A 20,636-nucleotide genomic window follows, 5' to 3' on the forward strand; every position below is an offset into this window, starting at 1 on the left:
GACTGTTGAGCCCGGACGGTAGAATCCCAGCATTCCCGCCCACTGGCCCACCGGCCGGTGCCGGTTCCATCCTGACAACTAGCGGACTCTTCTATGTGGGCAAATCGGTATTTCGTGTTCTGGGCGGTGACGGTGCTGACCGTCGGCTTGCTGGTGCTGGCGGCCACCCATGGCCTGAGCTGGGGCTGGGCGCTCATCCCCCTGGTGCTGACCGTGATCGGCATCCATGACATGGTGCAGCGGCGCCACGCGGTCCTGCGCAACTATCCCCTGATCGGCCACTTCCGCTTCATCTTCGAATCCATCCGTCCGGAACTGCGCCAGTATTTCTTTGAAGATGAGATGGATGGCCGCCCCTTCTCCCGCAAGAAGCGCAGCATCGTCTACCAGCGCGCCAAGGCCGAGGTCGACAGCCGCCCCTTCGGTACCGAGCTGGATATGCAGCAGGCCGGCCATGAATGGATAGGCCACTCGCTTTCCCCGACCAAGATCGCCAGCCACGATTTCCGCGTCATTGTCGGCGCCGACCGGGCGCAGCCGTATTCGATGTCGGTCTTCAACGTCTCGGCGATGAGCTTCGGCTCGCTCTCGGCCAACGCCATCCGCGCGCTCAACCAGGGGGCAAAGAAAGGCAACTTCGCCCACGATACCGGCGAGGGTTCGGTCTCGGAATACCATCGCGAATTCGGTGGCGACCTGGTGTGGCAGATCGCCTCGGGCTACTTCGGCTGCCGCAATGCAGATGGCAGCTTCAATGAAGAAAAATTCACGGCCCAGGCGCAGTCGCCGCAGATCAAGATGATCGAGGTGAAGCTTTCGCAAGGCGCCAAGCCCGGCCACGGCGGCGTGCTGCCGGCGGCCAAGATCACGCCGGAAATCGCCGCCACGCGCGGCATCCCGATGGGGGTGGATTGCATCTCGCCAGCGGTGCACTCGTCCTTCTCGACGCCGGTCGGGCTGCTGGAATTCATCGAGAAACTGCGCGGCCTCTCCGGCGGCAAGCCGGTTGGCATCAAGCTCTGCGTCGGACACCCCTGGGAATTCTTCGGCATCGCCAAGGCCATGCTCAAGACCGGTATCGTGCCCGACTTCATTACCGTGGATGGCTCCGAAGGCGGCACCGGCGCAGCCCCGCTGGAATTCGTCGACCATGTGGGCATGCCCCTGCAGGAGGGGCTGGTGATGGTCCACAACACGCTGACCGGTATTGGCCTGCGCGACAAGGTCAAGATCGGCGCCAGCGGCAAGATCGTCACCGCCTTCGATGTGGCGCGCACGCTGGCGCTGGGGGCGGACTGGTGCAATTCGGCGCGCGGCTTCATGTTCGCGCTGGGCTGCATCCAGTCGCAAAGCTGCCACACCGACCGCTGCCCCACCGGGGTGGCCACCCAGAACGCCCAGCGCGCCCGTGCCCTGGTGGTGCCGGACAAGGCCGAACGCGTCTACCGCTTCCACCAGAGCACCCTGCACGCCTTGCAGGAGCTGGTGCAGGCGGCCGGCTTGCCGCATACCTCGGCGCTGCGCCCGCATCACATCGTGCGCCGCATCAATGATCACGAGATCCAGCTGATGTCCAACGTGCTGAAATACCTGCAACCCAACGATTTGCTGGAAGGCAATTATCGCTATCGGGTCTATGAAAAGTTCTGGCCCATTGCCCGGGCAGAGAGCTTCCATCCGGAGTTCTGAAGCGATCTTCACATAGCGCGCGCCAGACGACAAAAAACCCGCAGTTCATCCGAGCTGCGGGTTTTTGGTTTTTTCAATGCTGCCAGCCTGATCTTTCCGGGATGGACAGGGGTGCTGCTTATTTGCGCTTCATGAAGAAGATGAACTCGTGTTCATCATTCTGCGATTGCTCCAGCAGATCATTGCCTGTCTGCTTGGCAAAGGCCTGGAAATCGCGCACCGAACCGGTATCGGTGGCGGTCACCCTGAGCACCTGCCCGCTGGCCATATCGGCCAGGGCTTTCTTGGTCTTGAGGATGGGCAGCGGACAGTTCAGCCCGCGCGCATCAAGTTCCCGGTGAAATTGTATGGCCATTACTTCGACTCAAAATGGATCACGACGAAAACGATTTTACTGCAAAATGCGCCGACTTGATGCGTTGCACAAGTTCTGTTGTTTTCGCCGCACTAGGCTTGTGCAAAAGCAAGAAAACCACGGTCCAAGATGGAACGCAGCGTCTTGCCTGCGCACGTCTTACTTGAGGACCTGGGGCGCCTCGATGGGAGTGGTGGAACCGGCGAATTCGACGTACTGCACGGCCAGTCCACGCTGGCGCATCCAGTCGGCTACCGCATGGCCGGTCCCGGCCGGCCAGGGACGCAAGTCGGCCGGTGCGCTCAGGCGGTATTCCACCAGTTCCGGGGAGAGCTTGATGGTGCCGCTCGCCTTGACGTAATAGGCGATGATCAGCTCGTTCTTGCGCATGAATTCATAGACGCCGATCAATTCGATCTCCTGGGCGTCCAGGTCGGTCTCTTCCTTCAGTTCGCGGGCGATCCCTTGTTCAGGGGTCTCGTCGCGTTCCATGAAACCGGTGATGAGCGCGAAGCGCCCTTCGGCCCAGGCGGCGTTGCGCGCGGTGAGCATCTTGCCGTCTATCTCCACCAGCGCAGCCAGCACCGGCAGGGGGTTGTCCCAATGCGTCCAGTGACCATCGGGACAGGCCAGCCGCACCTTGCCGGCCTCGCCTTCATCGGCGCGCAGCACCAGGGATGCTGCGCAGACCGGGCAAAACTTGAATTCGCTCATGTGCGCTCCGGGCCAGGGCCTGTGGGGATTACAGCTTGGCCTGGACCCAGCCCGCCACGCCTTGCAGCGCGCCCGGCAGGGCTGCCGGTTCGGTGCCGCCGGCCTGTGCCATGTCCGGGCGGCCGCCACCCTTGCCGCCCACCTGCTGGGCAACGAAGTTGACCAGCTCACCGGCCTTGACCTTGGAGGTAGCATCGGCAGTGACGCCCGCGATCAGGCTGACCTTGCCATCCTTGACGCTGCCCAGCACGATGGCGGCGGTCTTGAGCTTGTCCTTCAATTTGTCCATGGTCTCGCGCAGGGTGGCGACGTCGGCGCCTTCCAGCGTGGCCGCCAGGACCTTGATGCCGTTGATGTCGACCGCCTGGTTGACCAGTTCGTCGCCCTGGCTGGAAGCCAGCTTGGACTTCAGCGAAGCCAGTTCCTTTTCCAGCGCCTTGACCTGGTCCTGCACCTGGCCGATGCGCGGCAGCAGTTCTTCCGGCTGGGTCTTCAGGGCCGCAGCGGCTTCGGCCACGCGGGTCGACAGCGACTGCACCAGCGCCAGTGCGCCTTCGCCGGTGACGGCTTCGACACGGCGGATGCCGGCCGCGACACCGCCTTCGGAGACGATCTTGAACAGGCCGATGTCACCGGTACGGGTCACGTGGGTCCCGCCGCACAGTTCGGTGGAGGTGCCGATGGACAGCACGCGCACCTGGTCGCCGTACTTTTCGCCGAACAGCGCCATGGCGCCCGCGGCGATCGCATCGTCGTAACCCATCAGCTGGGCGCCGGTGGCGACGTTGGCCAGCACTTCGCGGTTGACGATGTCTTCCACGCGGCGGATTTCGTCGGCGGTCATCGGGGCGTTGTGGCTGAAGTCGAAACGGGTCTTGTCGGCATCGACCAGCGAACCCTTCTGCGACACGTGCGAACCCAGCACTTCGCGCAGGGCCTTGTGCATCAGGTGCGTGGCCGAGTGGTTGCGCATGGTGCGGGCGCGCTGGTCGGCATCGACCTTGGCCTCGACGGCGTCGCCGATGGCCAGGCTGCCCTTGATCAGTTGACCGTGATGACCGAACACCTCGGCCTGGATCTTTTGCGTGTCGGCCACGGCAAACAGGCCATTGGCTGCTTCCAGGGCACCGGCGTCACCCGACTGGCCGCCGGATTCGGCGTAGAACGGGGTGGTGTCCAGCACCACGATGGCATCCTGGCCGGCCTCGATCTTCTGCACCGGGCTGCCGGCCACGTACAGGGCCACCACCTTGGCCGACTGCGCCAGGGATTCGTAGCCGACGAAGCGGGTCTTGTCACCGGTGTATTCGATGGCAGCGGCCATCTTGAACTTGCCGGCGGCGCGGGCGGCGCTCTTCTGGCGTTCCATCGCGGCAGTAAAGCCGGCTTCATCCAGCTCGACATTGCGTTCGCGGCAGATGTCGGCGGTCAGGTCCAGCGGGAAACCGTAGGTGTCGTACAGGGTGAAGGCGGTTTCGCCATCGAGCTTGCTGCTGTTGGCGGCCAGCGCGGCTTCCAGGATCTTCATGCCGTGTTCCAGCGTTTCGCCGAAACGTTCTTCTTCCTGCTTCAGGACCATCTCGACGCGCTCGGCGGCTTCCGGCAGTTCCGGATAGGCCGCGCCCATCTGCACCACCAGGTCCTTGACCAGCTTGTGGAAGAACGGCTTGGTCTGGCCCAGCTTGTGGCCGTGACGCAGCGCGCGGCGGATGATGCGGCGCAGGACGTAGCCACGGCCTTCATTGCCGGGGATGACGCCGTCGACGATCAGGAAGGAGGTCGCACGGATGTGGTCGGCGATCACGCGCAGCGAGGCGTTGGACAGGTCGCTGATGCCGGTTTCGCGGGCAGCGGCCTTGATCAGCGCCTGGAACAGGTCGATCTCGTAGTTGCTGTGCACGTGCTGCAGGATCGCGGCCAGGCGCTCCAGGCCCATGCCGGTATCCACGCAAGGCGCCGGCAGCGGGGTCAGGGTGTATTCACCGGTGGCCGGGTCGAGCTGGCGGTCGAACTGCATGAACACGTTGTTCCAGATCTCGATGTAGCGGTCGCCGTCGGCGTCGGGGCTGCCCGGGGGGCCGCCCCAGACGTCCGGGCCGTGGTCGTAGAAGATTTCGGAACAGGGACCGCAGGGGCCGGTTTCGGCCATCTGCCAGAAGTTGTCGGAGGCGTAGGGCGCGCCCTTGTTGTCGCCGATGCGCACCACGCGCTCGGGCGGCAGGCCGATTTCCTTGGTCCAGATGTCGTAGGCTTCATCGTCGGTCTGGTAGACGGTGGCCCAGAGCTTGTCGGCCGGCAGGCCATAGACCTGGGTCAGCAGTTCCCAGGCCCACTTCAGCGATTCGCGCTTGAAGTAGTCGCCGAAGGACCAGTTGCCCAGCATTTCGAAGAAGGTGTGGTGGCGCGCGGTGTAACCGACGTTTTCCAGGTCGTTGTGCTTGCCGCCGGCGCGCAGGCAGCGCTGCACGGAGGCCGCGCGCACGTAGTTGCGCTTGTCGGTACCCAGGAACACGTCCTTGAACTGAACCATGCCGGAATTGGTGAACAGCAGGGTCGGGTCATTGCCCGGCACCAGGCTGGAGGAGCGGACGATGGTGTGTTCTTTGGATTCAAAGAATTTCAGAAACTTGTCGCGAATTTCGGCTGAGTTCATGTTCGAAGACGGATAAATGGGCCTGATGCCGCCGCTTGCGCGCAGATCCGGCCCGGATGGGAGTCGGTGCAAAAAACGATTGCGAACCAATGATTATACGTGATCCCGGCCCGGATACGCAGGCTTGCCCACCGCGCTCCAATGCCCTGCGGCCCTGCCTGCCCGTGCGGCGGCAGTGCGCTGCAGGCGAAAAAAAACCCGCCGGGAAAATCCCGCGCGGGTTACAGGTTCGGCTGACCCGGCATGGCGCGCTATCCTGCGCCGCCGGACCTTAACTGTGCCAGCCGAACCTTCCGGTAAAACCAAGTGCGGGCCGCGCTGTGCGGGCCGCCACCAGAAGACCGGAGAATCAGGCGCCCTTGTTGACCGGCACCGGGTTGGTCTTCTTGCCCTTCTTGTGCTTGTGCTTCTTGGCCTTCTTCGCATGCTTCTTGTGCTTCTTGTGAGCAGGCTTGGCAGCCGGGGCTTCAGCGGCGGGTGCGCCAGCCGGAGCCGGTGCGGGCTGGGCCAGGACCGGCATGGCGAAGGCGGCGACGAGTACGGCAGCCAGCAGTTTGTTGATCTTCATCGTTTTCCTCTATCTCTCAGTGTTGTGTGCTTCCACAAGTCCACCGGCGTGCTCACGGGCGCCGGCCTTGTGCTTCCTTAACGCAAGATTTTCGCGACGCGTTGACAACAACTGTCGACTGCCCTCCAGTTATTGTTGTCCGCATGCAAATCATAGCTATCGTGTGAGGATTCAGTCCGCCGGTAAGAGCGTAATTTGCCGTTCATTTCCACGCTGCGCGACGTGAACAATGCGGGCAGCGTGGGGGAGGATGTCTTACCAGGCGTCGGCCGCGATGAGATCGATGCGATCGGTACAGAAGGCGTCCACGCCCCACTGGCGGATTTCCTCTGCGCGCGCCATGTCGTTGACGGTGTAGCAGAAGAGGCCATAGCCGGCGCCTTTCACGGCAGCCGCCAGGGCCGGGGTGAGGTGCTTGTGGTTGGTGTGCAGCGCGACGGCCTGCAACTGTTCCAGGCGCGCCTGCCAGTCTTCGGGAATCACATCCACCAGGTAGCCGCGCGGCAGGGCGGGCGCCGCGTCCTTGGCCGCCAGCAATGCTTCGTAGGAGAACGAGGACAGCACCGGCAGCACTGCCCCGCTCTTGCCGGTGAAGCGGCGCGCCACGGCCTGGGCGGTCAGCTCCCCGGTGCGGCGGGCGAATTCGGCGGCGGCGGGCTTGATCTCGACATTCATCCAGATCCCCTCGGCCAGGCAGAAATCCAGCCCCTGCTCCAGCGTGCAGAGGCGTTCCCCGGCGAAGCGAGCATCCAGCCAGGCACCGGCTTCCAGCTCGCGCAGCCCGGCCCAGTCGGTCTCGGCGATCTTGCCGGTCCCTGGCAGGGTGCGGCCGCGCTGCGGGTCGTGCATCAGGATGGGGACCTCGTCGCGAGTGAGCATGACGTCGAATTCGGCGGCGTGATAGCCGTGTTCCAGGCCGCAACGAAAGCCGGCCAGGGTGTTTTCCGGTGCCAGGGTGCCGCCGCCGCGATGGGCGAGGATGCGGGGATAGGGCCACATGATGTTCTCTCCGAGGGTAGGCCTTGCAGAAGGGTCAAGGCGGTCGGCGCATAAGGTAGTGCAGATCACGCCGCACCACAAGCCGTTGGCACCCGCCAAACCCCCGCCGGTCGCAAGCGGCTCGCCGGCGGCGGCATGACGGCGCATGCTTGCGCCATCATTCAACCGACCACTGCGAGGCCATCATGCGCGACACTGCCCACTCCTCCCTTTCTGACCAGAATCTTCATATCAGCGCCGCCTCGCCCGAGGAGCTTGCCCGCGCCGAGCGGCGGGTCGCGCGCCAGGTCGGCTTTTTCCATCATGTCGGCATTTACCTGGCCGTCAACACCGGCCTGATCCTGTTGAACCTGATGGGCCAGCACCGCCACTGGTGGAGCCTGGGGCCTCTCCTTGGCTGGGGAATCGGGGTACTATTCCACGCCTTGAGCGTATTCGGGCGTTTTCCCGCCGGCTGGAAGCAGGCGCTGATCGCCCGTGAACTGCGGCGCCGCTAGCCGCCAAAGAGGGCCCGGTACGCCGGGCCGCTTGCTTGCTTCATCCCTGGAAACGCATGACCCAACACGATACCGCCCTTCCGCCCCGCCTGATCGTCCTGCTGCGCCAGCTGGCGCTGGCCTTGCTGCCCACGTTGGCCATCAACCTGCTGTGCGCGCTGGTCGTGACTTACCTGATGCGCATCGGCGGCACGTTCTACGAAAACCTGCAGGTCTCGATGTGCATCGGCCTCCTGGCCATGCTGTTGATCAACGGCACGCGGCTGGCGATCTGGGGCGATGGCGAGCCCAACAAGCTGGGTTTCCTGGTGATCATCGCCGTGATGGCGCCGCTGGCCGTGCTGCTGGGACGCATCCTGGCCAGCCTGCTGATGGACCAGCCCATCCTCAACCTGGTCCCGGAGCAGAGCGACAACATCATTGCGGTGATCGTGCTGACCTTCCTGGTGTGCTTCGGCGCGACCGTCTTCTTCTGGAACCGCCAGAAGATGGCCGCCCTGCAAGCCCACGCCAGCCAGGTCGAAAAGCAGGCCGTGCAGGCGCAGCTGCAGATGCTGCAGGCCCAGATCGAACCGCACATGCTCTTCAACACGCTGGCCACACTGCAGTCGCTGATCAGCACCGACCCGCTGCAGGCCGAGCTGATGCTCAACCAGCTGGTGCAATACCTGCGCACGACCTTGTCGGCCTCGCGGGCTGACAGCACCTCGCTGCAAAAGGAATTCGACCTCATCAAGGCCTACCTGGGATTGATGTCGCTGCGCATGGGACTGCGCCTGTCGTACACCCTGCAGCTGCCGGAACACCTGGGCAAGCTGCGCCTGGCCCCGATGCTGCTGCAGCCGCTGGTGGAGAACGCCATCAAGCACGGCCTGGAGCCCAAGGTGGCCGGCGGCAACTGCACCGTGCGGGCCGCCGTCCACAATGACATGCTGGTCTTGAGCGTGCTCGATACCGGCGTGGGCCTGCCCACCAGCGTGAGCCTGAACCAGCCGCCCGCGCAGAAGGAACCGGTGATCGGCATGCACTTCGGGCTGGACAACATCCGCGAGCGCCTGGTGACGCTCTACGGGCCGCTGGCCGAACTCATCATCACCCACAACGTACCGGCCGGCGCGATGGCGCAGATCACCATCCCGCTCAAGGCCTTGAAGGCGGCGCACCGCACCAGCAAAACCAGCCGCCTGATGGATCATCACTGAGCCCCTGCCGCCTTCTCCGGAGTCCACCATGGCCGCGCCCACTGCCCTGATTGCCGAAGACGAACCGCTGCTGGCCAACGCGCTGCGCCAGGCCCTGGCGCGCTGCTGGCCGGAATTGCCCACGCCGCACCTGGCGGCCAATGGCGATGAAGCGCTGGCGCAGGCGCTGGCCCTGCTGCCGGATGTGCTGTTCCTGGATATCAAGATGCCCGGCCGCAGCGGGCTGGAGGTGGCCGGCGACTTGGCCGAGGAGTGGCCGGCGGGGCGCCCCTTCCCGCTCATCGTCTTCGTCACGGCCTACGACGATTACGCCCTGCAAGCCTTCGAGCGGGCAGCCATCGATTACCTGCTCAAACCCGTCAGCCAGGACCGGCTGGCCGTGACGGTGGCGCGCCTGCAAGGACTGCTGGCCCAGCGCGCCGGCAGCGGCCAGGACTGCCACCTGGAACGCGCATTGGCGCAACTGCGTGCGCTGTCGGCGCCCACCGTGGATGACGCGCCACCCCGGCTGGACTACATCCGCGCGGCGGTCGGCAACAAGGTGAAGATGATCCCGGTGGACGAGGTGATCTATTTCGAGGCCACCGACAAGTATGTGAATGTGGTCAGCGCCGAAGGCAGCGCGCTGATCCGTACCAGCCTGCGGGAATTGATCCCCCAGCTCGATGGCCGCCAGTTCTGGCAGATCCATCGCGGCACCGTGGTCCAGGTGCGGCAGATCCAGGCGGCCATGCGGGAGGAGAGCGGCAAGCTCTTCGTGACCCTGCGCGACCGCCCGGAGAAACTGGCGGTGAGCCGCCTGTTCGCCCATCTGTTCAGGCAGATGTAGCGGGGCGCTGCCCAGCCATCAACGGCCATAGTAATAACCGGGACCGTAATAAGGACGGTAGTAATGCGGCTGCGGCGGGCCCACCGGCACCACCACGCAGGCCGACAGCGTGGCAGCGGCCACGGCGGCGGCAACGATCAGCTTGATCCAACGGCTCATGATGCACTCCTTGTGTCTTGGCGCTTTTGTTCACTGCGCCCGGCGGGATGCCAGGCCACGCTCGCAGAGTGCCAGCCGCAGTGCCTGACAGGTAATGCATGGACGTATCTTCTGTAACAAGAACCGGTAAAAAAACTTCATATCGGCTCCAGCCGCGTTGTCAGCGGGCAAAAATTCCCGCAGGAACGGCCGCAACGCCCGTGGAAGCGGGCAGCTGCGGTAAAATGCTTGCCATCTGAATAAACAGGCATTCCTCCCGATTCATCCCATGAGCAACGAACTGAAAAACGGTCACACCCCTGCCCCCTCCACCAATTTCCTGCGCGGCATCATCGAATCCGACCTGGTCTCGGGTACTTATGCCGAGCGCAGCAGCCAGGATGGCGAGGCCCTGCCCCAGGTGGTCACCCGTTTTCCGCCCGAGCCGAACGGCTACCTGCACATCGGCCACGCCAAGTCGATCTGCCTGAACTTCGGCCTGGCCGCTGACTACGCCGGCCGCTGCCACATGCGTTTCGACGATACCAATCCCGAGAAGGAAGAACAGGAATACGTCGACACCATCCTGGACTCGGTCAAGTGGCTGGGCTTCTCCTGGGAGCATGAAGGCAAGTCGCACCTGTACTACGCCAGCAACTATTTCGACGTCATGTACGCCTGTGCCCAGGCCCTGATCCGCAAGGACCTGGCCTATGTGGACGAGCAGAACGCCGAACAGATGCGCGAAAACCGCGGCACCCTGACCGAACCCGGCAAGAACTCGCCGTGGCGCGACCGCCCGGTGGAAGAATCGCTGCGCCTGTTCGAGGAAATGCGCGACGGCAAGCATCCGGATGGCTCCATGATCCTGCGCGCCAAGATCGACATGGCCAGCCCCAACATGAACCTGCGCGATCCGGCCATCTACCGCATCCGCCACGCCACCCACCACAACACCGGCGACAAGTGGCGCGTGTACCCGATGTACACCTTCGCGCATCCGATCGAAGATGCGCTGGAAAACATCTCGCACTCCATCTGCACCCTGGAATTCGAAGACCAGCGCCCGTTCTACGACTGGCTGCTGGAGCAACTGGCCGGGGAAGGTTTCTTCAAGAAGCCGCTGCCGCATCAATATGAATTCGCCCGCCTGAACCTGACCTACATCATCACCAGCAAACGCAAGCTGCGCCAGCTGGTGGATGAAAAGATCGTCTCCGGCTGGGATGACCCGCGCATGCCGACCATCGTCGGCCTGCGCCGCCGTGGCTACACGCCCGAGGCGATCCGCCTGATGTGCGACCGCACCGGCGCCTCCAAGAACAACAGCTGGATCGACTTCAGCGTGCTCGAAGGCGCGCTGCGCGAAGACCTGGATCCCAAGGCGCCGCGTGCAGTGGCCGTGCTGCGCCCCTTGAAGCTGATCATCGACAACTTCCCGGAAGGCGTGTCCATCGATTGCAGCGCCCCGGTCTATCCGCCGGCGCATCCGGAGCACGACACCGCGCACCGCCACTTCCCGATTACCAAGGAACTGTGGATCGAGCGCGAAGACTTCATGGAAGAACCGACCAAGGGCTACTTCCGTCTCTTCCCCGGCAACAAGGTGCGCCTGCGCTACGGCTACGTGGTCGAATGCACCGGCTGCGACAAGGATGAACACGGCAACGTCATCGCCGTACACTGCAACTACTTCGAAGACAGCAAGAGCGGCACCGAAGGCAGCTCCAACTACAAGGTCAAGGGCAACCTGCACTGGGTCAGCGCCGAACACGCCCTGGCCACCGAAGTGCGCCTGTACGACCGCCTGTTCTCGGACCCGCATCCGGATGCCGGCGGCAAGGACTTCCTCGCCGCCCTGAATCCGAACTCCAAGGAAGTCATCACGGCCTACCTGGAGCCGACCCTGAAGGCCGCCAAGCCCGGCGAGATCTACCAGTTCGAACGCCACGGCTACTTCGTGGCCGACCGCGTCGATTCGACCGAGGGCCAGCCGATCTTCAACCGGGCCGTGACACTCAAGGACAGCTGGGGCAAGTAAGCCCGAACAGCTCAAGTCGGACCCGGGAAGGTCCGGCCAGGGGAATACGGCCGCATGGCCACGCGGGCGGCAGTGCGCCAGCCGCCCGTGCCAACGGGATGGCGCAGCTTGATGGCCAAGGCCACAAGCGCAGCAAGGGGAACGCATGTTCGAGCAGATCAAGATCCAGCGCCTGTCGATGTCATCCATCTACAAGCTGCTGGCCGTGGGGACCACGTTTTCGCTGGTGCCGTTTTCGACGCTGATGGGCGTGCTCTCGCTGTTCGGCGCACAGACCATCACCTGGGACGGCAAGCACCTGATCGGCTATGACGGCCTGATTGCCTCGCCCTTCATCGGCCTGTTCCTGTCGGCCTTCATCACCCTCTTCCTGGGCACCATGTGCTGTATCGGCTTGTGGCTGTATTCGCTGTGGCGTCCGCTGTCGCTGAAGGTGGAGCCGGTGGACAACCTGGACATCGACAAGCTCATTCGCGAGAGCGAAGAAGCGATGGCCACGCGCGACTGAGCAGCGACGCGCAGGGCCGCCACCGCAGCCGCCCGGCTGCGGTTCGAAAGGTCAGGGCATCAGAAGATCTTCATCCACTTCAGGAAGGCCACGGTCGCAACGCCCAGGCCGCCCATCAATCCCATCACGATCCAGAACGAGGTCTCGTCATGCAGGCCCGGCAGACCTGCCACGTTCATCCCGAAAATCCCCGATACCAGCGTGGCCGGCATCAACAGCGCGGTCAGGATGGAGAGCGCCATCAGGTTGCGGTTCATCTGCTCCGACATCTGTGAGGCGATCTCTTCCTGCAGCAGCTTGGCGCGTTCATAGACGGCTTCCACGGTGGAATGCAGCTCGTTGAGTTCATCGAGCGCATGGGTCAGGTCTTCCAGCGCCTCGCGCGGTACCCAGGCCGGGCGCAGGCGCTGGAACTGCGCCAGGATGCGGCGTTCCGGCGCGATGAAGCGGCGCAGTTCGGCCAGTTGGCGGCGAATGCCGGAGAGCTCCGCACGGTCTTCGGCACGGCGATCCGAGAGCACCGAGAATTCGATGTCGTCGACCTTGTCGTTGAGCTTGTCCAGGCGCGCATTGAAGCCATCGGCCAGGCAGCGCAGTAGCTCGGCGAAGAGATCCATGGGATTGTCGAAGCCACCGCCGTCGAGCACCTTCTGGCGCAGCATGTTGGTCGAGATCAGCGGCTGGGTGCGCAGGGTCAACAGGCGCGTGCGGTCCAGGTAGAAGTGCAGCGCGCCCTTCTCGGTGCCGGTGTCGCCGATCTCCATCTTCATATCGGTCAGCGTGCCGTAGACCCCCTCGGGGGTGGCATGCAGGCCCGGATGGGTGTCGCTGCTCAACAAAAATTCAGTGATGTACTCGGGAATGTCGCTGTGATGGGCCAGCCATTGCTGGATCTTCACATCGGCCGTCTTGACGTGCAGCCAGGTGAAATCCGGCGCACTCGGATGATAGTCGATGACTTCATTCCAGTTCATCTGGCGCGCATGGCCCTCTTCGAAGCGGAAGGCGCAGATGAATCCGGCCGGCTCATAGAGCAGGTGCAGGGCTTGCGGGGTGTCCGGCGGATTGTGCATGGGCGGGCGGGTCGGGAATGGGCCAGGGGCAATGAACGACCCCGCATTCTAACGACCGGTTTTGACAAATTTGTGACAGCGCCATGACGGGCGCCAGGCGCCGGCCGCTTCCCGCAGACTCGCCGGCTCAGTAATTGAAGTTGCGGTTGCCCCAGGCTTCGCGGGCGGCACCGCAGACCCGGATCTGCGCCTCATTCATGCCGGACGTGCCGTTCAACTGGCACTGGTCGGAGACCGATTTGGCCTCCTCGATATTCTTGCGGAAATAGGCGTAATCCTTCTTGCCGGCCACGGCGTCACAAGCCGAAAGCAAAGGCAGGGCGATGCACAGCAGCGCTGGCAGGCGGAGGGCGGAGTTCATGCGGTGATTCCCCTGAAAGGCGGGCCAGGCCCGCGACAGGCAGCGGCTGGAATGCGCTTCCGGCCGGCCCTTCCCCGGGGCCATGGCGGCGGCGCTGCGCTGCAACGCGACAGAGTATAGACAGCCACTGAGGATTGCTCAACGGAAATCTTCACTCTCCTCACATCATGGTAGAACAAAAAAGGCCGGTCACCAGGACCGGCCTTGCCGCTGTTGCATCGGCGTCTTGTCAGGATGAAATCATCCGCGACGCTTGAGCAGGGCGTGCAGGATGATGGCACCGAAGGTGGCGGTCCCGATGCCGCCCAGCGCAAAGCCGCCCATCTTCAGCGTGAAGTCGCCGGCGCCCAGCACCAGCGTGACGGCAGCCACGATCAGGTTGGTATTGTTGGAGAAATCGACCTTGTTCTCGACCCAGATGCGGGCACCCGACACGGTGATGAGACCGAACACCACGATCGACACGCCGCCCAGCACCGCGCCGGGAATGGTCAGGATGACGGCGCCGAACTTGGGCGAGAAGCCCAGCAGGATGGCAATGACGGCTGCCACCACGAAGACCAGGGTGGAGTAGATCTTGGTGACGGCCATCACGCCGATGTTCTCGGCATAGGTGGTCACGCCGGTGCCGCCGACACTGCCCGAGAGCATGGTGGCCAGGCCGTCGCCGATGAAAGCACGGCCGATGTAGCGATCCAGGTTCTGGCCGGTCATGGCCGAGACGGCCTTGATGTGGCCCAGGTTCTCGGCCACCAGGATGATGGCCACCGGTGCCAGCAGTGCCATGGCGCTGCCCTGGAATACGGGCGCTGCGAAGTGCGGCAGGCCGAACCAGGCGGCGTTGGCCACGGTGGAAAAGTCGATCGGCTTGCCCAGGCCCATGCCGTTGGTCAGCACGGCGTAGAGCACATAGGCCAGCAGCAGGCCGATCAGGATCAGCAGGCGCTGCAGCATGCCGCGCGTGAATACCGCCACGAAGCCCACGCACAAGATGGTCGCCAACGCCATCCAGCTGTCGAAGCTGCTGCCGGAGACGCCCTTGACCGCGATCGGTGCCAGGTTCAGGCCGATGACCGCCACCACCGCGCCGGTCACCACCGGCGGCATCAGGGACTCGATCCAGCGGGTGCCCACGCCGGAGACGATCAGGCCGATCACCGCATACACGGCGCCGCAGGCGATGATGCCGCCCAGTGCCACGCCCAGGTTGGCGTTGGGGCCGGAGCCGGCATAACCGGTCACGGCGATGACCAGGCCGATGAAGGAAAAGCTCGACCCCAGGTAGCTCGGCACGCGGCCGCCCACCAGCAGGAAGAACAGCAGGGTACCGACGCCCGACATCAGGATCGCCAGGTTGGGATCGAAGCCCATGAGCAGCGGGGCCAGCACGGTCGAGCCGAACATGGCCACCACGTGCTGCACGCCCATGGCCAGCGTCTGCGGCGCAGGCAGCCGCTCATCGGCGGCGATCACGGCCCCCTGGCCGTCGTTGGTGCTTTGGCGCAGCCGCCATTGGGGGAAATACGAACCCGACATGGAGATCCCTTTCGTTGTGGATTTGTTTTGATTTGTACGTGGATGTGGAACGGGGGCTAGTGTATTGAGCGCTCGCACAAATAACAATTGCTGCGGCGCTGCACCGCCAAAAAAATCCGTAAAAGATTTCGGCCGGCCCGCATGCTGCTGCCCGGCGGTGCAAAAACGGCGGCCATGCCCGCCCCTTGCCCCAAAACAGATCGCCCGTTTGCGCAAACGCGGGCGTGCTTTCCCGGGCATGTTTCTTGCGCCTCGGGAGCGGTTAGAATCACGTCCCCGATTGTTCCCTGCCATGTCGATGATCAACCTCACCACCCCTGCCCTGCTGTTTCCCGCGACCTCGCTGTTGCTGCTGGCCTATACCAACCGCTTCCTGGTGCTGGCGCAGCTGATCCGCAACCTGCAGAACCAGGGCCAGAACGATGAACGCGGGCTGGTGATCCGGCAGATCCTCAATCTCAGGAAGCGCATCGTGCTGACCCGCTACATGCAGGCGCTGGGGGTCTCCAGCTTCATCATGTGCGCCGTCTCGATGTACCTGATCTTCGTGGACCTCAATCGCTGGGCCGAGGTGTTCTTCGGCATCAGCCTGATGTTGCTGGTGGCCTCGCTGCTGGTATCGCTGTGGGAAATCATGATCAGCACGCGCGCCATCGAAATCACGCTGGAAGACATGGCGCAGAAGCTGGAAAAGCGCGGCATCCTGGTCGAATGAAAGTTTTTCAGGCAGGCGCCGATCCGGTTGAAAGCCCGGTTCGGGCGAACATGTGATAATCGAGCCGCCCGGCTTGCGCCGGGCACCCCTCGACTATGCACTGGAGACCTACATGATCCTGGAACTGGCGGACATCCGCATCCAACCCGGCAAGCAAGCAGAATTCGACGAAGCCATCCAGCGCGGCCTGGCGCAGACCATCAGCAAGGCCCGCGGTTATCTCGGCCACAAGGTCCAGAAAGGCATCGAATCGCCCGAGCGCTACCTGCTCATGGTCTACTGGGCCACCCTGCAAAACCATACCGTGGATTTCCGTGAATCGCCCGCCTTCACCGAATGGCGCGGCATCGTCGGCCCCTTCTTCGCCGGTGCACCGGTGGTGGAACACTTCGCACTGCTGACCGAATCGGCCTGAGACCGCAAGCGCGCCATCGGCGCCGACGCCACACCGCGCACCGGCAGCGCCACCCGGCCCGGCGCTGCGGAACGTTTGCCGCCCGCCCCTGACTAAAGGGCAGGCCCTGGGGGCAGGCTGAACCAGCCGCCCCCACAGGCAGCAACCCGATGAAGCGCCGCCATGACAACAGCGCCGGTCCGCACCGCGCGCAGGAACACCAGAATGACCACACTGCCCCGTTTAGCCTCCCCCTCCGCTCGCCCCCTGCGCGCCGGCGCCTGTGCGCTGGGTCTGCTGCTGGCGCTGTCCGGCTGCAACAACTTCAGCGGCGACGAACAGCAGCAGGCCGAGGTCATCGGCAATTTCTATCGCATCCACCTCAAGAACCACGCCCCGGGCCTGCCCTCGGCTGAGGAACTCAAGCAGTTCGAACCGCTGGTCAGCCGTGCCCTGTATTCCCTGCTGACCCGCGCCGAAGCCGCCGACGTGCGCTACCACAGCGTGGCCGGTCCGCAGGCCGCTCCCATCATCGAGGGCGACGTGTTCACCTCCCTGTATGAAGGGGCGACCTCCTTTGCCGTGCAATCCTGCGACAGCGAAGCCGACCGGGCCTCCTGCCAGGTCGCCTTCCGCTACCAGAAGGAAGGCGCCGACGAATCCTGGAATGACAAGATCCTGCTGGTGCGCGAAGAGCGCCAGTGGCGCATCGACGATATCGAGTTCATCGGCAACGACCAGTCCTCGCAGCGCGAATACCTGAGCGACAACCTCACCGACGCCATTGCCCAGGCCCAATGAGCCGGCGCGGCTCGCCGGCGACGGCGCGCTGCGGAATTGGCGGCTTTTTGGCGGTGTGTTCCCGCTCTACCTGCTCTGCCGTAACGCGTAAGATGCGGCTCTGTCAGACTGGTCGCATTGCGCGCCTCGGGGCCCGCTGTGCACCGGTCGGCAGAACATATCAAAATGACAACGGCATCATGGAACAACACGCCAGCGCGCACGAGCGGCTGGTCCAGGGAGAATCGGATTGAAGCGGATCGGTAAGACACTCATCGTCGCCGCCAGCCTGCTGCTTGCAGCATGCTCGGCCAATGAAGAGGGCAAGGCCAAGGAGCTGGTGACGGAGTTCTACCAGACCCATGCCTCGAACCGTCCCTCCGGCGCCCTGACGTTGAAGGAACTGATTACCTTCCGCCGCTTCCTGTCGGTGCCGCTGTTCGACCTGTTGAAGGATGTCTCGGTGGCGCAGGAAGCCCGCGCCGCGCAGTCCGCGGCCGAACTGGCGGCCGATCCCGATGCCGATCCCTTGTCGCCGCTGGTGCAAGGTGACCTCTTCACGGGCAATCCCAATGGCGCTTCCACCTTCCGCGTGCTCCAGTGCGAAGCGCAGGAACGCGAGGCCAGTTGTTCCGTGGAACTGATCTATAGCGACGCCAAGCTGCAGTCGCCGGCCAAGTGGACCGACAAGATCCTGATGACCCGCGATGCGCGCGGCTGGATCATCGACAACATCCAGTACGCCGGCGGCAACGCCCCCATGCGCAGCGGCACGCTGCAGGACGCCATGCGCACGCTCTTGAAACGCGACGCGGCCCCCATGGTGCCGCTGGCACCGGCCGCTCCCGCTGCGCCAGCCAAATGAGGACAGGCCGGCAACGGCCCTGTCAGGCGCGGCGCAGCAGGTCGAAATAATCCGGCTTCATCACCCGGCCTGCCCCTTGGCGTGGCGGCAAGGACGGCACAAGGCTCTATAATCGCGCGATTCCCTTAGAAGCCGTCCGCGATGCCCAATCACACCTTCCTCTGGCACGACTACGAAACCTTTGGCGCCGTGCCGCGCCGCGACCGTCCCTCGCAGTTCGCTGCCGTGCGCACCGATGCCGAGCTCAACGAGATCGGCGAGCCCATCATGCTGTACTGCAAGCCGGCTCCGGACTACCTGCCCGACCCGGTATCCTGCCTGATCACCGGCATCACCCCGCAGCACTGCCTGGAGCACGGCGTCCCCGAACATGAGTTCGCCGCCCGCATCGAGCAGGCGCTGGGCGAGCCCGGCACCATCGGCGTGGGTTACAACACCATCCGCTTTGACGATGAAGTCACGCGCTTCATGTTCTGGCGCAACCTGATCGATCCGTATGCCCGCGAATGGGCCAACGGCTGCGGCCGCTGGGACCTGCTCGACGTGGTCCGCCTGACCTATGCGCTGCGTCCGGAAGGCATCCAGTGGCCGACCAAGGAAGACGGCAGCGTCAGTTTCAAGCTGGAGCATCTGTCCAAGGCCAATGGCCTGGTGCATGAAGCGGCGCACGATGCACTCTCCGATGTGCGCGCCACCATCGCCCTGGCACGCCTGATCCGCCAGAACAATCCGCGCCTGTTCGATTTCGCGCTGGCCTTGCACAAGAAGGACAAGGCCGCGGCCGAAATCGGCTTGCCGGCGGCCAAGCCCTTCCTGCACGTCTCCGGCATGTTCCCGGTGGCCAACGGCTGCCTGGCGCTGATGTGGCCGCTGGGCATGCATCCGACCAACAAGAATGAAGTGATCGCCTGGGATCTGGCCTACGACCCGAGTGAACTGGCAGGCATGGATGCCGCCAGCGTGCGTGAACGCATGTTCACCAAGCGCGAGGAGATGCCTGAAGGCATGGTCCGCCTGCCGGTCAAGAGCATTCACCTGAACAAGTCGCCGATGGTGGTCGGCAGCCTCAAGACACTGTCTGCCGAGCGCGCCGCGCAACTGAACATCGATGTCGACCTGGCCCTGCGCCATGCGGAAAAGGCCGCCGCCCTGCCCGACCTGGGCCCGCTGTGGCGCGAGGTCTACCAGCGCGAGCACGAGGCGTCGCCGGACGTGGATGAAGATCTGTACGGCGGCTTCATCGGCAACGGCGACCGCCGCCAGCTGACCCAGCTGCGTGCTCTGCCACCGCAGGCGCTGGCCGGTGCCAGCGTGGCCTTCGACGATATGCGCCTGAATGAAATCCTGTTCCGCTACCGGGCACGCAATTTCCCCGGGACCTTGAGCCCCGAGGAAGCGCAGCACTGGGAAGAACACCGCGCCGCGCGCCTGTTTGAAGGCGCTGGCGGTGCGCGTACCGTCGCGCAGCTGTTCGAGCAGATCGACCAGTTGCAGGAAGAGGCTGACGACGAACGCACCCAGGACATCCTCGGTGCGTTGTATGACTATGCGGAGATGATTGCACCGGCCAACCAGTAAGGTCCGGCGCGCGCCTGTCCTATTCGGGGGCGGCTTCGCCCTGCGCTGCGGCAGCTGCCTTGCCCTGCGATTTCAGCTTCATGATGAAGTCGCGCAAGGCCGGCTGGATATCCTCGAACAGCGGATGCTTGCGATTCTTGAGCATCACCTCCGAAAACAGTTTCAGGCCCAGCGCCAGCTGCGCGCTGGTGTCGCTGTCGAACTGCCCGTTGCCACGCAGGCGGGCGACGATACTGAAGATATCGTCATGGTTGCCCGCCTCGAAACTCAGGGGCGCATGCAAAGGCTGGCCCTCCGAGGCCGTGGCCAGGTGCTCCAGGGTGATGCGGTAGCGATGTTCTTTCATGTGAAGTTCCTTTCCAGAATCCCTGATCCGCGGATCAGGTGCGTTCTACCGCCACGGCGGCGCGGTCGATGATGTCGATGATGGCATGCAGTTCTTCCTTGGCCAGCTTGCCCTTGGCCAGGCGCGTATGCAGGGCCATGCGGAAATTCTGTACGGCGCGGCGCAGTTCGGGCGAATCGGCGTCGGGACGTTCCTGGCGGCGCAGTTCGAACTTGCGCAGCACCTGCTGCAGCAATTCGGCGTTTTCCTTTTCTCCCAGATAGGCTTGGCCCTCGGCACTGAGGGTGTAGAGCTTCTTGCCGCCGTCCTCGCCCTGCACCGAGGCATGGCCCATTTCTTCCAGCAGTGTCAGGGTCGGGTAGATCACGCCGGGGCTGGGGCTGTAGCCGCCGCCGACGAGCTGCTCGATGGCCTTGATCATGTCGTAGCCGTGGCGCGGCTTTTCCTGCAGCAGATGCAGCATCACAATGCGCAATGCGCCCTGCTCGAACATGCGCGCGCCGCGTCCGCCGCCGCCTTCACGGCCGCCGGGGCCATGATGGCCGCGCGGACCGCGGGCGTCTTCGTCGTCGAACAGGCCGCCGCCATGATGCCCACGGTCGTGGCGCTGGTGCTTGGGGCCGTGGCCGGGCTGGCCGGGGTGATTGAATAAATGCTTGAACATGGTGTTTCCTTCTTGTCAGGTGGCTGAGGCAGCGACTGACGCACGCTGCGTGTCGATCGATATAGCCAAGATATATCTTAATTCGCGGTATTTAAAGATATATCTTAATAATATTTCAGAAGAGTTTCCAA

Annotated in this window: 22 protein-coding genes; 11 read left to right on the top strand and 11 right to left on the bottom strand. The window is 63.9% G+C overall.

The features are described from left to right. The first annotated feature begins 93 nt into the window (after positions 1-93). Positions 94-1,689: an FMN-binding glutamate synthase family protein gene (locus CEJ45_RS17370; RefSeq protein WP_088756295.1), complete on the top strand. Its 1,596-nt coding sequence runs from the start codon at positions 94-96 to the stop codon at positions 1,687-1,689. Between the two features lie 118 nt (positions 1,690-1,807). Here CEJ45_RS17370 and CEJ45_RS17375 read toward each other — a convergent pair whose 3' ends face one another. The 5 genes from CEJ45_RS17375 to ugpQ form a co-directional block, all read right to left on the bottom strand. Further along, on the bottom strand, positions 1,808-2,044 hold the full coding sequence (locus CEJ45_RS17375) for a sulfurtransferase TusA family protein (protein ID WP_013235553.1): 237 nt from the start codon (positions 2,042-2,044) through the stop codon (positions 1,808-1,810). Between the two features lie 159 nt (positions 2,045-2,203). After that, the gene (locus tag CEJ45_RS17380; protein ID WP_088756296.1) at positions 2,204-2,758 is read right to left on the bottom strand and encodes an NUDIX domain-containing protein; all 555 of its coding nucleotides are present in this window, start codon (positions 2,756-2,758) and stop codon (positions 2,204-2,206) included. 28 nt (positions 2,759-2,786) lie between these two features. Next, complete coding sequence (alaS, locus tag CEJ45_RS17385; protein ID WP_088756297.1) at positions 2,787-5,411, bottom strand: alanine--tRNA ligase; 2,625 nt, start codon at positions 5,409-5,411, stop codon at positions 2,787-2,789. A 349-nt stretch (positions 5,412-5,760) separates the two neighbouring features. Beyond that, positions 5,761-5,979: a hypothetical protein gene (locus CEJ45_RS17390; RefSeq protein ID WP_088756298.1), complete on the bottom strand. Its 219-nt coding sequence runs from the start codon at positions 5,977-5,979 to the stop codon at positions 5,761-5,763. Positions 5,980-6,234: 255 nt separating this feature from the next. After that, positions 6,235-6,978: a glycerophosphodiester phosphodiesterase gene (gene ugpQ, locus CEJ45_RS17395; RefSeq protein WP_088756299.1), complete on the bottom strand. Its 744-nt coding sequence runs from the start codon at positions 6,976-6,978 to the stop codon at positions 6,235-6,237. Between the two features lie 185 nt (positions 6,979-7,163). Here ugpQ and CEJ45_RS17400 point away from each other — a divergent pair, with 185 nt between their 5' ends. From CEJ45_RS17400 to CEJ45_RS17410, 3 genes are read left to right on the top strand one after another with little or no spacing between them, the layout of a single operon-like run. Next, positions 7,164-7,475, top strand: a complete 312-nt coding sequence (locus tag CEJ45_RS17400; protein ID WP_088756390.1) for a 2TM domain-containing protein — start codon at positions 7,164-7,166, stop codon at positions 7,473-7,475. A 56-nt stretch (positions 7,476-7,531) separates the two neighbouring features. Further along, complete coding sequence (locus CEJ45_RS17405; protein ID WP_088756300.1) at positions 7,532-8,677, top strand: sensor histidine kinase; 1,146 nt, start codon at positions 7,532-7,534, stop codon at positions 8,675-8,677. 28 nt (positions 8,678-8,705) lie between these two features. Beyond that, positions 8,706-9,506: a LytR/AlgR family response regulator transcription factor gene (locus CEJ45_RS17410; RefSeq protein ID WP_088756301.1), complete on the top strand. Its 801-nt coding sequence runs from the start codon at positions 8,706-8,708 to the stop codon at positions 9,504-9,506. A gap of 18 nt (positions 9,507-9,524) precedes the next feature. Here the strand turns inward: CEJ45_RS17410 and CEJ45_RS24945 are convergent, their stop codons facing one another. After that, on the bottom strand, positions 9,525-9,665 hold the full coding sequence (locus CEJ45_RS24945; protein ID WP_008331432.1) for a hypothetical protein: 141 nt from the start codon (positions 9,663-9,665) through the stop codon (positions 9,525-9,527). A gap of 268 nt (positions 9,666-9,933) precedes the next feature. Between CEJ45_RS24945 and CEJ45_RS17415 the strand changes: the two genes are divergently transcribed. Next, positions 9,934-11,685, top strand: a complete 1,752-nt coding sequence (locus CEJ45_RS17415; RefSeq protein WP_088756302.1) for a glutamine--tRNA ligase/YqeY domain fusion protein — start codon at positions 9,934-9,936, stop codon at positions 11,683-11,685. A 145-nt stretch (positions 11,686-11,830) separates the two neighbouring features. Further along, complete coding sequence (locus CEJ45_RS17420; RefSeq protein ID WP_034334469.1) at positions 11,831-12,193, top strand: hypothetical protein; 363 nt, start codon at positions 11,831-11,833, stop codon at positions 12,191-12,193. Positions 12,194-12,252: 59 nt separating this feature from the next. On the opposite strand, the gene CEJ45_RS17425 is transcribed toward CEJ45_RS17420, so the two are convergent. The 3 genes from CEJ45_RS17425 to CEJ45_RS17435 all read right to left on the bottom strand — a co-directional run bounded on the left by CEJ45_RS17425 (position 12,253) and on the right by CEJ45_RS17435 (position 15,163). Then, positions 12,253-13,266, bottom strand: a complete 1,014-nt coding sequence (locus CEJ45_RS17425) for a transporter (RefSeq protein WP_088756303.1) — start codon at positions 13,264-13,266, stop codon at positions 12,253-12,255. A 127-nt stretch (positions 13,267-13,393) separates the two neighbouring features. Continuing rightward, positions 13,394-13,627, bottom strand: a complete 234-nt coding sequence (locus CEJ45_RS17430; RefSeq protein ID WP_088756391.1) for a hypothetical protein — start codon at positions 13,625-13,627, stop codon at positions 13,394-13,396. Positions 13,628-13,867: 240 nt separating this feature from the next. Next, entirely contained in the window at positions 13,868-15,163 is a 1,296-nt protein-coding gene (locus tag CEJ45_RS17435) for a solute carrier family 23 protein (protein ID WP_088756304.1), read from the bottom strand. 298 nt (positions 15,164-15,461) lie between these two features. Between CEJ45_RS17435 and CEJ45_RS17440 the strand changes: the two genes are divergently transcribed. From CEJ45_RS17440 to sbcB, 5 genes are all read left to right on the top strand, one after another. Beyond that, positions 15,462-15,878: a DUF2721 domain-containing protein gene (locus CEJ45_RS17440; RefSeq protein ID WP_370516309.1), complete on the top strand. Its 417-nt coding sequence runs from the start codon at positions 15,462-15,464 to the stop codon at positions 15,876-15,878. A gap of 112 nt (positions 15,879-15,990) precedes the next feature. Then, entirely contained in the window at positions 15,991-16,293 is a 303-nt protein-coding gene (locus CEJ45_RS17445) for an antibiotic biosynthesis monooxygenase family protein (protein WP_088756306.1), read from the top strand. 204 nt (positions 16,294-16,497) lie between these two features. Next, a complete protein-coding gene (locus tag CEJ45_RS17450; protein ID WP_088756307.1) occupies positions 16,498-17,073 on the top strand; it encodes a DUF3828 domain-containing protein in 576 nt (191 codons plus the stop codon). Positions 17,074-17,302: 229 nt separating this feature from the next. Next, positions 17,303-17,917 carry a YqhG/Tai3 family protein gene (locus CEJ45_RS17455; RefSeq protein ID WP_088756308.1) on the top strand — a complete coding sequence of 205 codons (615 nt, stop codon included), beginning with the start codon at positions 17,303-17,305 and terminating at the stop codon, positions 17,915-17,917. Between the two features lie 141 nt (positions 17,918-18,058). Next, positions 18,059-19,495 (top strand): exodeoxyribonuclease I, encoded by a 1,437-nt coding sequence (gene sbcB, locus CEJ45_RS17460; RefSeq protein WP_088756309.1) that lies wholly within the window; start codon positions 18,059-18,061, stop codon positions 19,493-19,495. 19 nt (positions 19,496-19,514) lie between these two features. Here the strand turns inward: sbcB and CEJ45_RS17465 are convergent, their stop codons facing one another. Then, a complete protein-coding gene (locus CEJ45_RS17465; RefSeq protein WP_088756310.1) occupies positions 19,515-19,841 on the bottom strand; it encodes a DUF3861 domain-containing protein in 327 nt (108 codons plus the stop codon). A 34-nt stretch (positions 19,842-19,875) separates the two neighbouring features. Next, positions 19,876-20,505, bottom strand: coding sequence for a PadR family transcriptional regulator (locus CEJ45_RS17470; RefSeq protein WP_088756311.1), 630 nt, complete (start codon positions 20,503-20,505; stop codon positions 19,876-19,878). Positions 20,506-20,636 lie beyond the last annotated feature (131 nt).

It is taken from the genome of Herbaspirillum aquaticum (assembly GCF_002213425.1).
Taxonomy (GTDB): domain Bacteria; phylum Pseudomonadota; class Gammaproteobacteria; order Burkholderiales; family Burkholderiaceae_D; genus Herbaspirillum; species Herbaspirillum aquaticum.